This window comes from Candidatus Latescibacter sp. IFSED24, from assembly GCF_058273205.1.
Genome location: NZ_CM177850.1, coordinates 2448583 through 2463734, shown reverse-complemented (window position 1 = coordinate 2463734; position 15152 = coordinate 2448583). Strand labels below are relative to the sequence as shown.

At 68.5% G+C, this 15152-nt stretch carries 15 protein-coding genes; 3 read left to right on the top strand and 12 right to left on the bottom strand.

Annotation, left to right across the window (positions count from 1 at the left end; genetic code table 11):
* Nucleotides 1-56: 56 nt before the first annotated feature.
* Nucleotides 57-410 (bottom strand): Ig-like domain-containing protein, encoded by a 354-nt coding sequence (locus tag IFSED24_RS09860; protein ID WP_491331290.1) that lies wholly within the window; start codon nucleotides 408-410, stop codon nucleotides 57-59.
* Nucleotides 411-414: 4 nt separating this feature from the next.
* Here IFSED24_RS09860 and IFSED24_RS09855 point away from each other — a divergent pair, with 4 nt between their 5' ends.
* Complete coding sequence (locus IFSED24_RS09855) at nucleotides 415-1407, top strand: poly(ethylene terephthalate) hydrolase family protein (RefSeq protein ID WP_491331289.1); 993 nt, start codon at nucleotides 415-417, stop codon at nucleotides 1405-1407.
* Here IFSED24_RS09855 and IFSED24_RS09850 read toward each other — a convergent pair.
* On the bottom strand, nucleotides 1344-1709 hold the full coding sequence (locus IFSED24_RS09850; RefSeq protein ID WP_491331288.1) for a hypothetical protein: 366 nt from the start codon (nucleotides 1707-1709) through the stop codon (nucleotides 1344-1346). The two genes, IFSED24_RS09855 and IFSED24_RS09850, sit on opposite strands and share 64 nt — an antisense overlap.
* A gap of 410 nt (nucleotides 1710-2119) precedes the next feature.
* On the bottom strand, nucleotides 2120-2554 hold the full coding sequence (gene dksA / locus IFSED24_RS09845; RefSeq protein ID WP_491331287.1) for an RNA polymerase-binding protein DksA: 435 nt from the start codon (nucleotides 2552-2554) through the stop codon (nucleotides 2120-2122).
* Between the two features lie 507 nt (nucleotides 2555-3061).
* Here dksA and IFSED24_RS09840 point away from each other — a divergent pair.
* Complete coding sequence (locus IFSED24_RS09840) at nucleotides 3062-3283, top strand: hypothetical protein (protein WP_491331286.1); 222 nt, start codon at nucleotides 3062-3064, stop codon at nucleotides 3281-3283.
* A gap of 56 nt (nucleotides 3284-3339) precedes the next feature.
* Here IFSED24_RS09840 and IFSED24_RS09835 read toward each other — a convergent pair whose 3' ends face one another.
* From IFSED24_RS09835 to IFSED24_RS09795, 9 genes are all read right to left on the bottom strand, one after another.
* On the bottom strand, nucleotides 3340-4314 hold the full coding sequence (locus tag IFSED24_RS09835; protein WP_491331285.1) for a hypothetical protein: 975 nt from the start codon (nucleotides 4312-4314) through the stop codon (nucleotides 3340-3342).
* 162 nt (nucleotides 4315-4476) lie between these two features.
* On the bottom strand, nucleotides 4477-5649 hold the full coding sequence (locus IFSED24_RS09830; protein WP_491331284.1) for a hypothetical protein: 1173 nt from the start codon (nucleotides 5647-5649) through the stop codon (nucleotides 4477-4479).
* 195 nt (nucleotides 5650-5844) lie between these two features.
* Nucleotides 5845-7152 carry a hypothetical protein gene (locus IFSED24_RS09825; protein WP_491331283.1) on the bottom strand — a complete coding sequence of 436 codons (1308 nt, stop codon included), beginning with the start codon at nucleotides 7150-7152 and terminating at the stop codon, nucleotides 5845-5847.
* The gene (locus IFSED24_RS09820; protein WP_491331282.1) at nucleotides 7149-8210 is read right to left on the bottom strand and encodes a hypothetical protein; all 1062 of its coding nucleotides are present in this window, start codon (nucleotides 8208-8210) and stop codon (nucleotides 7149-7151) included. The genes IFSED24_RS09825 and IFSED24_RS09820 overlap by 4 nt, the downstream gene beginning before the upstream one ends.
* Before the next feature lie 209 nt (nucleotides 8211-8419).
* Nucleotides 8420-9793 carry a sigma-54-dependent transcriptional regulator gene (locus IFSED24_RS09815; RefSeq protein WP_491331281.1) on the bottom strand — a complete coding sequence of 458 codons (1374 nt, stop codon included), beginning with the start codon at nucleotides 9791-9793 and terminating at the stop codon, nucleotides 8420-8422.
* Nucleotides 9790-11100, bottom strand: coding sequence for a sensor histidine kinase (locus tag IFSED24_RS09810; RefSeq protein ID WP_491331280.1), 1311 nt, complete (start codon nucleotides 11098-11100; stop codon nucleotides 9790-9792). The genes IFSED24_RS09815 and IFSED24_RS09810 overlap by 4 nt, the downstream gene beginning before the upstream one ends.
* A 14-nt stretch (nucleotides 11101-11114) precedes the next feature.
* A complete protein-coding gene (locus tag IFSED24_RS09805; RefSeq protein WP_491331279.1) occupies nucleotides 11115-12632 on the bottom strand; it encodes an MFS transporter in 1518 nt (505 codons plus the stop codon).
* 96 nt (nucleotides 12633-12728) lie between these two features.
* Nucleotides 12729-13577: an endonuclease/exonuclease/phosphatase family protein gene (locus IFSED24_RS09800; protein WP_491331278.1), complete on the bottom strand. Its 849-nt coding sequence runs from the start codon at nucleotides 13575-13577 to the stop codon at nucleotides 12729-12731.
* Nucleotides 13578-13612: 35 nt separating this feature from the next.
* Nucleotides 13613-14263: a class I SAM-dependent methyltransferase gene (locus IFSED24_RS09795; protein WP_491331277.1), complete on the bottom strand. Its 651-nt coding sequence runs from the start codon at nucleotides 14261-14263 to the stop codon at nucleotides 13613-13615.
* A 136-nt stretch (nucleotides 14264-14399) separates the two neighbouring features.
* Here IFSED24_RS09795 and trhA point away from each other — a divergent pair, with 136 nt between their 5' ends.
* Nucleotides 14400-15059: a PAQR family membrane homeostasis protein TrhA gene (gene trhA / locus IFSED24_RS09790; protein WP_491331276.1), complete on the top strand. Its 660-nt coding sequence runs from the start codon at nucleotides 14400-14402 to the stop codon at nucleotides 15057-15059.
* The last annotated feature ends 93 nt before the right edge of the window (nucleotides 15060-15152 follow it).

Below are 15152 nucleotides of genomic sequence, written 5' to 3'. Positions count from 1 at the left end.
TTTAACATCGTGACCTTCTGCACCGCCCGATCTGGCCCGGAGCGGAGTTCGGCCACCTAGACGCCACTGGCCACGCGTCCGCCGCTGACGATGTCGCCGTAGACCCCGACCAGAATGCGCAGTTCGCCCAGCTGATCGCCCGGGGTCCCCTGGTCGTCGACCAAGTTGTATTCCATGACCTCGACTCCGGTGTAGCCTTGGTCCGGCGTATAGCTGAAGGAGCCGTCGGTCGCGATGTTGAGCGTGCCGTGATCTGGAGCCTCGATGGAGGTCACCACGAACGCGTCGCCGTCTGGATCGATGTCGTTGCGGAGCAGCCCCAGCGCCCCGGCCACCGAGAGCTCGGTCCCGGCCGGCGTGTAGTACCAGTCGGTCTGGGCGACGGGGGCGCGGTTGCGGGGCGGGATCACGTGGATGCCCAGCTCGCCCGTGGCTTTCGGTCACGGTTACTTGATTCCGACAAGCAGCTACTCCTGGATCGCCGAGCAGCTGGCCGCCGCGGGTTGCGTCGTTGCTCTCCCCCGAACCGCAAGCGAGCTATTTCCGGATCACGCGGAGTTCGGCGATGATCTTGCGTTCCTGGCGCATGCTCTCCGCGATGCGGACTTCGATGTCGATTCGCCCTTCTTCGATCGCATGGGTTCGCGAAACCTCGTCATGGGCCACAGCATGGGTGGCGGCTGTAGCTTCCTCGCGGCGGCGAGCGACCCCACCATCACCGCCGCCGCGAACTTGGCGGCAAGCGAAACGGATCCGTCGGCCATCGCTGCCTGCGGTCTGATCGACCGCGACGTCCTGATCTTCTCGGGAACCAATGACTGCGTCACGCCGCCCGCTGATCATCAGATCCCGATGTACGATAGCCTGGCCGGCGGTTGGCGAACGCACGTGACCATTGCCGGAGCCAGCCATTGCCAGTTCCACGCGTACAGCTTCATCTGTGAACTGGGCGAGTTCTGTTCCGCGGACATCTCGAGGCAAGCACAGCAAGATCTGGTCTGGCTTCTTCTGGAACCCTGGACGAGCGCTGTGCTCTTCCTCGCTGACGGCGCCGCGCAGGAGTTCCAGGCGCGGCTGGCCACGGTGCCAGGGTTCACCTACGAGCAGCAGGGCAACACGACATCCGTGGTTGCCCGCGCGCCGAGGATGAACCTGGGTCTGGAAGCGGTACCCAATCCCTTCAATCCATGGACGGAGATCCGATTCGTCCTGGCGGTCGCCGGGAGGATCGAGCTGTCGATCTTCGACATCGGCGGCAGGCGATTGGCCGAAGTGACGGCCGGCATGTACGCAGCCGGTGCGCACGTTGTGTCTTGGAACGGTCGTGCCCTGCCCTCCGGCACCTACCTCGTTCGCCTGTCGACCGACAACGGCGTGGTGACGAGGAAGATCTCGCTGGTCAGATAGGCGGTGCGCAGACGCAGCAGTCGTCGCAGGGCCTCAAGGTGCTCAGTCGGGACGTGGACGGCTATCAGATGGCCGCTGCGGTAGAGCCTGGCCAGCACCCGCTGCAGGACGCAGCCGGCACTGGAGGCCTCGTAGCAGGCGCGGGGTGTCCCGCGCTCGGCGAGCCGGTGGAACAGGCGGCGGACCTTGTTCAATTCACCGGGGAGGGTGACGACCTCGGCGTCCTGCGCGTCGCCGACGAGGATCGCGGCGGTGATCGATTCGGCGTGCACGTCGAGTCCGATCCAGGTAGCCTGGGACATGGCTGGATACCTCCGGGTTAGAGGAGCGCTCGTAACACTCCTGACTGCTCAGCCCGTGACCTACGAACTGATCAGTCCACGCTACCAGGGGGGCCATGCAATCTGAGCCGAGAAGGCCAGCGGTACCGTTTCGCCTGGATACCCCTGCACTGGTTGGCCCCCATGATGACGTTGCCGCTGGCAAAAGCTTCAGGGGTGAGCGGCTTCCCTGCGGGTGGTCACCAGCGACGACCTGATCTTGAACGTCATTTCCATAGCCTGGGTGTGGTTGGGGTCGAGCTTCGGACCGGCGCTCTTGCTGTCGCTGCACTGGGGGGAATGAGAGGGCGCGGTCGGTGGGTGGGGCGGGGGTTTCCGTCCGGCGGTGATCGTGGGGTTCGGGGAGCCGGCCCGGCGCCGGCCCCGTCCCGTCAGTCGTCGTCCCTTTCCTCGTCGCGACCCCGCAGCGCCTCGCGGTTCTCGTGCGCTTCCTGGGCCTCGATGCACAGCGAGGTCGTTGGGCGCGCCTCCAGACGGGCCAGGCCGATGGGTTTGCCGGTCTCCATGCAGTAGCCGTAGGTACCTTCGGCGAGGCGCTCGAGGGCCTCGTCGATCTTCGTGATCAGCTTGCGCTCCCGATCGCGGAGCCGGAGCTCCAGGGCGCGATCCGTCTCGCCGGCGGTCAGGTCGATCTCGTCGCCCGCCAGGCGCTCGCTGTTGCCGAGATGATCGCGGGTCTCGTGGTAGTCCTCGAGCAGCTCGTCGCGCCAGGCGAGCAGCTTGCGGCGGAAAAACTCCCGCTGGAGATCGTTCATGAAGGGCTCGTCCGGGGAGGGGCGATAGCCCCGGGGCAACGAGACTCCCATGGTGACACCTCGTCGAAGGGGTCGTGATCGCAGGCACGATCGTGTGCCGAGGCGCCTGAATGTAGCCATGGATTCGCGGCCCGGCAATGGTCGAGTCCTGCGAGTTTCGCCCGCGTCATCTCGACCGATAATCGGGTGGCCCTCAGGCTGCTGGCTCGGGTACCGGCCCGTCCTCGTACGGAGACGAGATGCAGGATCTGTCAACCTGCAGCGATTTCTGGCATGAGGAATATCTTTAATACGTGTGCCGGCACACCCAACCGGCCCCTTCCTCCTGCAAATCAGCTCATCGAACCTCATGACAGGACCGGAACTTTCCCTCGGCCGACCGATGGTCTATCATTTGCATAGCCTGCCCGGTGTCGGCGGCTCAGCGGTCGTTGGATCGCTGGCCGGATGCACACCACCCCCTGGAGACCGACGTCCTGCAGGGGGCCTGGCACGAGGGTCGTGGGGACCGCTCGCGCCGCGCGATGAGCCGCTCTGCGGCCGAACCGGATGGCTTGCATGGACGAGTTCATACTCCCGTCATCGGTCCTGATCATCATCGGCTCCCTCATCGCGATCCTCGGCACCCAGATGACCGGCAAGGCCCGCCGCACCACACGGACCGCGGCGACGTGGCCCGAGCAGGCCAACCCGCTCGGCCGCGGCAAGGCGGTCAAGGCGGGGGGCTGGTTCCTGTTCCTGCTGGGATTCCTGGGCCTGATGATCTCGCGGTTGGCCTGAGGGCCCGCCGTCGCCGGCAGGCCCTCGAGGTTGGATGGTGAGGAAGTCGGGCGGCCTCAGCCCTGCCGCGCCTCGTGCAGCTTGCGGAAGGCGTCCTCCATCCCCGCGCGCAATTTCGCCACGTCCGCCGGCTGCCAGTGGCCGAGATCGTCACGGATGAACGTGGTCAGATCCTCGCGGTTGTCGAAGCGTCCCACCGGCAGATGCCAGGTCCGCCCGTCCCGCTCCACCTTGACCGTGTGCGGTCGGTCCGAATCGTCCAGCAGCCACTGCATGTCGTCGCAGCCGTAGTCGCCGTACATCACGGCGTTCGGGACACCGTGGTTGAGGATGCTGCCGGGGTCGTTCGGGTCGGTGCGGTGCAGGTTCTTGCGGCGCGACTCCTCGGGCGTGACCCAGATGTAGAGGATGGCTGCCTTGTCGAGGATCTCGGGCGCGAGCTGCGCCAGGCTGTAGCGGTAGCCGTAGGGCGCCACCAGCGGCAGCGGCGACTGGTCGGCGCCGCCGCGGGCGAACTCGATGACCACGGTCTTGCCCTCGAGGGTGTCGGGGTGCTCGGCGTTCTTCTTCACCAGCAGGTCGCGGCATTCGTCCTCCAGGGCCGTGGCCAGTTCCCCGACCAGCGATGGGTCCAGGTCCGCGAAGACCAGCGGCGCGCCCACCACGCCGCGGGCGCGGTCGAAGCGGTCGAAGATCCAGCGCGCGGCGCTCTCGGGCTCGGGCTGGTGCTGGTTCACCAGGTCGCGGTAGTCCTCGTTCATCAGCTCGATCAGGGTGCCCCAGTCCAGCGGCTCACGGAACGGCAGGGCCGCGCTGCGGAAGTAGGGGCCCTCGTGGCCGCGGGTGGTCATCTCGTCGCTGATCCGGCGCATGAGGTGCACGTAGGGGAAGTCGTCCAGCTGCACGGTGTGGCCGATGCCGAAGTGCTGCTCGCACTCCTCGGGGCTGAGGCTGGCGAGGTAGGTGCGGGCCTCGCTCTTGCCACTGGCGGGCAGGGCCAGGAGCAGCAGGATGTCGAGATGCTTGGACATGGGTCGGCCTTCCTTTTGCTGGCGAGAATCGACACGGGTTTGACAGTATCGCGAGACGGGCTCAAGGCGTCAAGATCGGGCGTGGGTGGGCCGGGACTCAAGCACCGGGCCCGCTCCCTGGAGAGCGGGCCCGGTCCGGTGAGCGCCGGGATGGTGTGGCGGTCAGGTGCCGATCTCCTCCACCGCTTCCTCGTCGCAGTCGGAGGCCCAGCGTCCCTGGAAGAAACCGCCCTGCCGGACGGGCAGGTCGAGCCAGCGGCCGCCGAGCACGCCCTCGACGGTGTCGTCGTTGTTGATCCAGTGGCCCTGGAACTCGCCGTGGCCGGTCTCCTCGCGCGGCTGCCAGGTGCCGGCAAGCAGGCCGAGGAAGGTGCCGTTGCGTGCGATGTACTTGCCGAAGAACACCCGCTCGCCGTCCTCGTTCAGCCCGTAGGCGCCCTGGATGCTGCCGCGGCTGGCGCCCAGCACGCTGACCCAGCGGCCGCGGAAGGTGCCGCCGATCTCGTCGTTCTCGGGGTCGTCGCGCCAGATGCCCGACAGGAAGCCCTTGGGGCAGTCGTCGAGATCGCTCAGGGTGAAGCCGGTGAAGTGGATGGCGTTGCCCGCGGGCTCCACGTCGTAGAGCTCGTCCAGGCCGGCCAGTTCGTCGATGACGAAGTCCTGGCTGAAGGCCATGGTCTCGAAGTGCAGGACGTTGGGCTCCTCGGGCACCGCGCCGCCGTCGCCCTCGCCGTCACCGTTGCCGTTGTGCGGCGGTTCGACGATCTGGATCAGCAGGCCGTCGTAATGGCCGCCGGTGTGGCTGAACCAGGCCACGGTGTGCCGGTCGGGACGCGGGCGCACGATGGAGTCGCCCGGGCGCTCGAAGCTGATCACGCGGCGGATCAGGACGTGGCCGCGGTCCACGCGCAGCAGGCCGGACCAGTCGACCGCTTCGCCGTCATCGGCGCGGCCGGCCTGGTCCACCGCGCCGTCGAGATCGCCCCAGAGGATGCGCAGGAAGGTGAAGCGGGGGCGCGCCGGATCATTGGGGTCGCCGGGCGCCTGGCCCATGGCGATGAGCCGCTGGACCTCGGGGTCGTTCGCGTACTCGTCGTCGTATTCTTCCAGGGCAGCCTCCGCTTCGGCCAGCTCGAGATACGGGTCGCCGAACGACGGCTCTTCGTCGCTCTTGGTCAGGCCGCCGTAGGGCTCGTCGAAGTCGATGGCGGTGTAGTCGTCGGTGCCGGTCTGGCTGCCGGCGACGGGACCGCTGTCGGTGTCGCTGCAACCGACCAGGCCCAGCGCGAGCAGGCCGGCCAGGGCGATGGTGAACAGGATCCTCGGATTCTTCATGTCGGGTCCTCCCGGTTCGTCGTGGAGCAGGGGTGGGGATGTCACGCACTCGATGGGGATGATGCACGGGCGGGACCAAACCAGAATTATTCACGTAAAAGACATTAATTCATTTGCTTAGGGTGTTTATGGCGAGGGTTGGCCGCGAGAATGTGTACCTGACAGGACACTGCCGGCACAGCCCGGTACAGGCAGTCAGGGACGCCAGATCAGCCGCAGGCTGCCATAACCCACGACCATGTCGTCGGTCTGTTCGGTATGGCTCTCGGGCTGGTAATTGGCGATGAGGTCCAGGGCGAAATGCTGGCTGAGTGCCCAGTTCGCCATGATCCAGATCTCGACGTAGCTGAAGTCCGAGTAGTCGAGCGTCACGTCGTAGAGATCGTCGGCGTCCTCGCCGGCAGTGTCCTGGTCGGTGTACCAGCGCTGGCCCAGGCCCAGGCTGATCACTCCGGTGAACGGGTACGCATAGCTCTCGAAGCTGCCGTGCAGGCTCGCCTGGGTGTAGGCCTCGGGCGAGTCGCCGGCCGACAGGTTCTCCACCGCCATGAGCAGCTTCCAGGTCGGGCCGAGGACGTCGCCCCAGCGATAGCCCAGGCCGCCGTCGAGGCGCCAGGAATCGTAGTAGGCGCCGTACTCCTGGTCGTAGTTCCAGATCTCGCTGGTCGCCTCCACCACCACCCGGCCCTGGCCGGCGGGAAGCGCCAGGTTCAGCTCCGTCCAGTGCGACCAGGCCGAGGGGCGCGCGGTCTCATCGGCGAGGAGGCGGCGTTCGCTGCGCTGATAGGCGTGCAGGTCCAGCTCGTCGCCCGTGCGGTTGTAATCCCCCTCGACCACGTAGAAATCGCGGTCGAGGGCCGCGGAGTCCGGATAGGCGCGCGCGCCAAGCTGGGCGCCCACCCGCCAGTTCCGTTCGAAATCGTCACGCGAGCGCAGGAAGGCGCCGAAGCGGTGCTGCTGGAAGTCCTGCTCCAGGGTCGACGGCGTGGCGTAATCCAGCAGACGACCGGACAGGCGCAGATCGAGCACGGTCCGCCGGGTGTACCAGGGGTAGGCCCGCAACTCGGCGCGGCCCTCGAGGTTGTCGCTGGAGAGCGAGTAGCTGGTATCGCGCTGGTATTGCCGACCGTACCCGACCAGGTCGAGGCGCAGGCGGGGGTCGCCGGCGTCGGGTCGCCAGCGGTAGCTGGCGTCGAGCAGTTCGCGCAGCAGCTCGGTCCCGTACGAGATATCGGTGCGCAGGTGCCACTGGTGATGCGTGCGCCGGGCCGAACGGCCCTCCAGCGTGGCGGCCACGTTGTACTCGGCGACCGATTCCGTGGTGTCGTCCTCGGCCAGATAGTACTTGTTGAGGTAGGTGTCGATGCCCGTGGACAGCTGGAGATTCCAGCTCGTGCCCTGGGCGAAAGCACTGCCCGTCAGCGGACCGGCGAGCATGGCGATGGCGGCGGACCCGATCAGGACCGCCGCCAGGCCGCTCGGCTGCTGTCTCGTGGTGATCACCGGGCCAGTTCACTCGCCTCGTTGAGCAGGTCGAAGGCCGCCTTGATCTGACGGAGAGCTTGTTCGGGCTGGTCGCCGTCGAGCAGGCGGCCGGCGTTCTCGCGGTGGTGACGGGCCCTCTCGAGCGCTTGCTCGGCGGGACGCGAACCCGCCTCCCGGACCTCCTCGGCCACCCTCTCGTAACGGTCATCCCAGCGATCGAGCTGCTGCTGGACCGTCTCGTTGCCGAGCTCGCCGCCGGCCGATGTGGCGGCCTGACTGGCGAGACGTCGGGCCAGACGCAGCGATTGCAAGGCCCGCACGGGCTGGCCGCGGTCACGGAATCCGCTGCCCCGTTCGAGGGCTTCGCGGGCGCTTCGCAGCAGGTCCTGGGCCGCCGCGTCGTCGCCGCCCTGCTCGGCCAGCCGCGTGGCGGTCCGTTCGATGAACTCCCGCGTGCGCTCGATCTCCTGATCGAGACGGCCGGTGCCCGCGCCCTCGAAGAGCAGGCGGGCAGCCCGCGCCAGCAGCGCCTCGGCGGGCTTGATCAGCTGCTCGGCCATGCTGTGGTTGCCCTGGCGATACTGGTCGGTGGCCCGCAGCGCCTGCTTCTCCGACTCGCGCACGAAGCGCAGCGCCAGCTCGTCGTTGGCCTCGCGGGCCCGGTCGAGGATCTGGTCGCGGAACTCGCCGTAGCGTTCCAGGCGGGTGCGCACGCGGTTCTCCTGGCTCTGCGATTCGCGAGCGATGCGCACGGCGTGCTGACCGGATTTGCGCGCGCGCTGCGAGAAGTTGAGCGCCGCGCGCCAGTTGCCCTGCTCGAGCATCAGGAGCGAGCGGTGATGCAGGTCGTTGGCGTCGATCATCACCCGGCGTGCCTGCTGATTGCTCGATTCGCCGACCACGTCGTTGGCCAGCTCGAGGAGCTCACCGGTGCGCTCGATGTAGGACTGGACATCGTCGTGCTGGGCGGCGGCGGGCGGGGCAGACAGGAGGGTCACTGCCAGCAGGAAGACGAAGGCCAGGACCGGCAGGAGCGATCGCGGTCCCGGGTTGAGCTGTCGTGGCGTGGTGTTCATGGCGACCTTCCTCATCAAGGGAGCCGGTCGGAAATGTCTCGGACCGGTGCCCGATTGTTGCAGGGGCCGTGCCATCCTGCCAGTTCGAGGTGCAAGGGCTTCCGCGGCAACGGGTTGAGCATCCTGGCGGCGACCGGCGGAACCGGATTCGCGGCGGGAAGCGCCCTCGCGGGGACCGTTCGCGTACCTCGAGGTACGGTCCGGGGACCTCACTCCTCGTCGCTGATGCCGAATTCCTCTTCCAGACCGAGGAGCTTCAGCCGCGAATACAACGTGCGCCGGGTGATGCCGAGCATGCGGGCGGCCAGCGTCTTGTTGCCGCCGGCGCGGGAGATGGCCGCGCGGATCAGGCGCCGGGCGTTGCTGTCCAGGTTCAGATCGCCACCCACGACGTCGTTCGCGTCGCCGGTCCGCCGTGATCCCTGGCCCACGTCGAGCTGGACATGCTCGTCGGCGATGCGGTCACGGCCGGCGAGGATGTGCGCGCGCTCCATGAGATTGCGCAGCTCGCGGATGTTGCCCGGCCAGGGGTAGGCCCGCAGCCGCTGCAGGGTCGCCGCGGACAGCGACTGGCGGGGCCGGCCGAAACGGGTCAGGAAATGGCTGGCGAGCACGGCGATGTCGTCGGTCCGGTCGCGCAGCGGCGGCACGTCCACCGGGAAGACCAGCAGCCGGTAGTAGAGGTCCTCGCGGAAGCGGCCCTCCTGGATCGCCTGCTCGAGCGGCCGGTTGGTGGCGGCCAGCACCCGCACGTCGACCTCGCGTTCGCGGGGGTCGCCCACGCGGTTGATCTTGCGCTCCTCGAGCACGCGCAGGAGCTTGGCCTGGATCGCGGCGCCGGCCTCGCCGATCTCGTCGAGGAAGAGGCTGCCGCCGCGTGCGGCCTCGAACAGGCCCTCGCGATCGCTGTCGGCCCCGGTGAACGCGCCCTTGCGGTGCCCGAACAGCTCGCTCTCCAGCAACGACTCGACGATGGCCGCGCAGTTGACCGCCACGAACGGGCCGGCGCCGCGCGTGCTCGCGGTGTGGATCGCCCGGGCGGCCACCTCCTTGCCGCTGCCGCTCTCGCCGCGGATCAGGACCGTGGCCTCGCTGGGGGCGACCTTGGCGATGAGCTCGCGCAGCTGCACCGTGGCCGGGGCCTCGCCGATCAGCCCCTGGTCGCCGGCGAGCCTCTGGACCGTCTGGCGCAGCGCGCGGTTCTCGCGCTCGAGCGCGGCCTCGCCCAGCGCCTTCTCCACCACATGGGCCACCTCGTCGAAGTTGATGGGCTTGGTGAGGTAGTGGTAGGCGCCCTTCTGCAGAGCCTCCACCGCGGTGGCCACGGCGCCATAGGCGGTGAGCACCACCACCATGGTCTCGGGCGACCGCTCCTTGACCCCGGCGATCACCGTGAGCCCGTCCACGGGCTCCATGCGTAGATCGGTCAGGACCAGGTCGAAGCGTTCAGAGTCCACCAGGTCCAGGGCGGCCTGGCCCTCGCTGACACCGGTGACCGTGTGGCCGCGGTATTCCAGCGCCGATTTGAGCAGGGTGACGAGCTTGGCCTCGTCGTCCACCAGCAGGATCTTGCCCACGGTCATCCTTTCGCGTTGGCGGCCGGCAGGGTGAGGGTCGCGGTGGCGCCGCGGCCGTCGGCGCGGTCGCCGAGCCGGAGGTCGCCGCCGTGTTGCCGGGCGATGCGGCGCGAGACCGCCAATCCCAGGCCGCTGCCCTTGTCCTTGGTCGTCCAGAACGGATCGAAGAAGCGGTCGGGATCGCCGGCCGGCAGGCCCGGGCCCTCGTCCGAGATGGTCAGGCGATGCTGGTCCCGGCCCGCGGCGAGCGCCACGGTGATGCGGCCGCCGTCGGGCATGGCGTCGCGGGCGTTGAGCAGGAGGTTCAGCAGCACCTGCTGCAGGCGGCGCGGGTCGCCCACCAGCGGCGCGGCCGGCAGGGGCTCGACCACGTCGACCGCGTCATCGTCGAGCAGGCGGAGCGTCCGGCGCACCAGCGGGCCGAGGTCCACCGGTTCGGGTTCGCTGGCGGTGTCGGTGCCGAAGGCCAGGTAGCCGGTGAGGATGCGGTCGAGGCGGTCGACCTCCTCGGGGATGAAGGTCGTGGTCTCGTCGTGGAGTCCGTGCTGCTCGAGGACGCGGGCGAGGTGCTGGCCGGCGCCGCGGATGATGCCCAGCGGATTGCGGATCTCGTGGGCGATGCCCGCGGTCATCCGACCCATGGCCGCCAGGTTCTCCTGGCGCAGGCTGGCCGCGCGGTAGCGTTCGAGGGCGCGGCTCGTGCGGTGGATCAGCAGGCCGAGCGCCGCCAGCAGGGCCAGCACCGTCAGTCCGGTGGCCAGGGCGCCGGCGCGGAGGCTGGCCAGGGCGTCGAAGAAGTCGGCGTCGCCCTCGACGGTGAGCACCCCCACCACCGTGCCCCGCGCGTCGTGCACCGGCGCGTGGGCCGACTTCTGGAAGAGCTGCCGTGAACGATAGAGCCGCGTGGCCGAGGGGAAGCCTTCCACCGCCAGCTCCACCGCGGGCCGGTCGAGCTCCCAGAACACGTTGACCTCGCCGCGGTCGAGCCGTCCGGTCGCCGAGATCACGGCGAAGCCCGCGGGGTCGCAGAGGGTGATCTCGGCGAGGTCGTTCTCGCGGCGGATCTGTTCGAGGCGGCTCGTGAGCCAGAGCAGGTCGAGCGACGGTTCGGGGTCGAGGGCCCAGGTCTCCAGCTCGTCGCCGTCGACGAGGTGGACCGCGGTGGTGGCCACCGCGAGCAGGCGCTGGCCCAGTGCCTCGTCGAGGTGTTCACGGGCGGCGCCGTAGAGAAGATAGAGGCCGGCGGCCACCGCGACGAGGATCGCCACGTAAGCGCCCACGCCCCAGATCACCCAGCCTCGCCGACCTTGCATCCGTCACCGTCCGATCAGACGTTCATGTCGTTCCACCGGCGCGCCATCCGCGCGAACACCACCAGCGCGACGATGGCCACCACGCCGATGCTGGCGAACGGGATCCACACCCACAGCTGCGGGTGATACGTGTTCCAGAGTAGCTCGGTGGCCTGCACGGGGTCCAGTCCTGTCACTTCCTGCAGCTTCACGAAAGCCTCGGTGCGGGCGATGCCCGTGACCTGCTCGAGGCTGCCCACGTGGCCGTCCCAGACCTTGCCCTGCAGGAAATCGGTCTTATCGCAGAGGTACTTCTGGGCCAGCACGGCCTTCTCGCCGAAGTGCCCGTAGACGTAGCCCTGGAGCGACGAGCCGATCCAGCCGCCGAGCCCCACGGGGATGTTCACGTAGCCCAGGTAGAGGCCCTTCTTGCCCGGTGGCGAGATGAGGCCGAGGTACTCGTTCTTCTTCGGCCCGGTGAGCATCTCGCCCAGCGAGAAGCCGACCACGCCGAGCAGGAAGATCCCACCCACGTTGGTGAATCCGGCGACGATCACGCCCGCGGTGGCCATGGTCATGCCGATGACCATGCTCTCGAGCGTGCGCAGCTTCCGCACCGCCCACGAGATGGGGATCATCAGCAGCACGATGAGCGCGGCGTTCAGATTCAGCAGGATCTCCTGCGGCACCATCAGCCCGCGGTCGGTCTGCACGGTCCACTGGTCCGGGAAGAACGAGTTGCGGAAGAAGCCGGCCACGTCGCTCGAATCGTTCCAGTCGGTGAGGAAGTTTGGCTGCAGGTCCCAGAGCGTGTACATCATCAGCCAGAAGCAGCTCATGATCAGCAGCCAGGTCACCAGCCGCGGATCGGCCAGGTTCTTCAGCGTGCGGACCATCACCTTGGCGGGGCCCTCGGTCTTGTCCGCACCCGAGGCGAAGTCCTTGAAGGTGAAGAGCATGAGGTAGTTGAGCGAGGTGATGGCGGCGGCCGTCAGGAACAGCGCGGTCCAGCTCATCTCGGTGCGCACGAAGTTGGCCAGGATGGGGCCGGCGGCCGCGCCCACGTTGACCACCCAGTAGAAGATGCCCCAGCCCAGCGAGGAGTTCTGGCTGGTGACGTTCTGCGCCAGCGAACCCTGGAGCGACGGCTTGAAGAACGCGGTGCCGGTGGCCAGCACGACCACGCCGAAGGTGAAGCCCTCCAGCGAGGTCTGGGTGGCCATGAGCACGTAGCCCAGGATGTTCAGGGTGATGGAGAACGCCAGGGTCTTCTTGTACCCATAGCGGTCGGCATAGCCGCCGGTGAACGTGGGCAGCAGCGACTGGAAGATGAACCAGAGGCTGTAGATCATGCCCTTGTCGGCGGCGGTGAAGTGCAGGCCGTGGGGGTCGTCGGCCTGCATGATGTAGAGGGCCACCACCGAGCGGACCAGGTAGTAGGCCAGGCGTTCGAACATCTCGATGCCGTTGAGCATCCAGTAGCCATGCGTGAAGCCGAGGAACTTGGCGCGGCCGGCGAGGGCGTCGGTGAGGGGCGTATCGCTGGGGGTCATGGAATCGGTACGTCCTTGGTCGAGGAGGCTGGGTAGAGCGGCAAGCCATCAGGATACCAACGTGTCCGGGATCGAACCAGGGGGCAGGTCCGGATTTCAGCGGCTCGCCTCCCAGCCGACGCGGGCCCAGATCGGGTAGTGGTCGCTGGCCAGGGCCTGGCGGCCGACTCCGCGAGGTCCCGCCTGCAGGCCGCGCAGGAACAGGTGATCGAGCCGGCAGCCGGCGCCAAGTGGGCGTCCGATGTTCCAGCGCACGGTGCAGCCCGAGGGCTGGTAGACCGGCAGCAGGCGCGCCCGATGGCGATAGAGCTTGCGCAGGGCGCGGATGTTCGGGGTGGTGGAGGAGTTGAAATCGCCGCCGAGGACCACGGCGCCGGTCCATCCCGCCACGAGGCTGTCGACCACGGCGGCAGCCTGCTCCAGGCGTTGCGGGGACGTCACCACGGCGGTGGCGAGGTGCAGGCTGATGGCGCGGACCGGCCGGCCGGCGATGTCGAGGTCGCAGGCCACGGCGATGCGCTGCTGGCCTGACCACGGATGGGGGTTGGGCAGCACCACCATGCGGTGCGCCGTGATGGGCCAGGGCGAGAGGATGGCGTTGCCGAAGAGCTTCTGGTGGTGAGGATGGATGGCGGCGGGCTGGTAGACCGCGTTCAGTCCCAGGCTGCGGGCGATGGTGTCCACCCCCTCGGGAGTCATCTCCTGCAGCAGCAGGATGTCGGGGGAATACAGGCCGATGCGGTGCAGGTCGTCGAGGGCGAGGTCGACGTGCTTGCTGAACTGGATGTTGTAGCTCACGACCAGCAGGCTGTCGGGAGCGCTTGCGGGGGGTGGCGGCGCGGCGAAGCTGGTGCTGACGTTGGCGGGCCCCGGATGCAGGCTGTGGTCGATGCTGCAGCCGCAGGCCAGGACCAGGGCCGGCAGCAGCAGGATCCATGATCGCATGGGTGGCTCCCGGACGAGGGTCGCGCGACGAGCGGTCAGCATACCGCGGCGGCATCATCCTGGCCAGCGGCAGCTCTGGCGTAGACCTGGACCAACCGTGACCGGTCCCGGTCGTGGGGCACGCGGCTCTCGCGGGACTCCAGGCGGCGGAGGCCGGCGCCGAGGAAGGCATCCAGCTCCCCGGGCCGCAACCGCCAGGGCGGACCGTCGGGCTCGCTGTCGCGCGGCCGCAGGTCGGCGATCACCAGCAGCTGGCCGGCGGGCGCGACGCAGGCGGCGATGGCCGCCATGCCGCGGGCCTGCCACTCGGGAGGCAGCGACTGGATGGTGCGATGCTCGACCACGAGGTCGAAGGCCTGCCGCCAGGCGGCGGGCAGAGCGAAGAGCTCGGCCACATGCCATTCGACGGCGAGGTCGGCGAAGCGCTGGCGGGCGAGGTCGATGGCGCTGGCCGACACGTCGAAGGCCGTGACCCGGTAGCCGCGACGCGCCAGCTCGGCGGCGTCGTCGCCGAGGCCGCAACCCACCACGAGTACCCTCTCGCCGGGGCGGCGGGGCGGTGCACTGTCGAGCCAGCGGACCAGGAGCGGCGCGGGCACGAGCTTGGCCCAGGGAACGCCCTGGCCCGTGGTGTCGCTGCCGGCGTAGATGTCCTCGAACCAGTTCTCGGGGGCGTTCGGTGTCATCGCTTCAAAGCTCGCTTTGCAGGGGGCATGGCAGGCCCTATCCTGGCCTGGTCCAGACAATTGAAACACCGTTCGGTGGGAGCGCCACCCGCCGGGAGGTTCTCGTGCCACGTCCCGACAGCATCGAGCCGGCCTCATGAGGAGAAACCTCGCACCGCATCGCGGCGGCTACTATTCCACCGCCGAGGAGGTCGCCCACGCGGTGACGCATGGCATCGGCTGCCTGGCGGCCGTGGTCGGCCTGGTGGTGCTCGTGATGCAGGCGGCCGCGCGTGGCGAGACCTGGGAGATGGTGGGCGCGGCGATCTTCGGCGCCACCCTGGTGCTGCTCTACCTGGCGTCCACGCTCTACCACGCCGTCACTGCGCCGAAGGCCAAGGCGGTGCTCAAACGGATCGACCACGCCGCCATCTACCTGCTCATCGCCGGCACCTACACGCCGATCTGCCTCGGTCCCCTGCGCGGACCCTGGGGCTGGTGGCTCCTGGGCGTGGTCTGGGTGCTGGGGCTGACCGGCCTGGTCCTCGACGTGGCCACCGCACGGCGTTTCAAGTGGCTCTCCATCACCATCTACCTGCTCATGGGCTGGCTGGTGGTCGTGGCGCTCAGGCCGTTGCTCGCCATCTTCGACCGCACGACCCTGCTCTGGATGGCCGCTGGCGGCGGCTTCTACACCGGAGGCGTGGCGTTCTACCTCTGGAAGCGGCTGCCCTGGAACCACGCCATCTGGCACGTCTTCGTGGTGTTGGGGAGCGCCAGCCTGTGGGTGGCTGTACAGCGCGCGCTGGCGGCCTAGGGATGGCGGACATGAGAGGAGCCGCGCCACCAGCGGCGCGGCTCCCTGCATGCGGACTCCAAGTGGGAAGTGGATGCTCGCACGCGGTCCCAG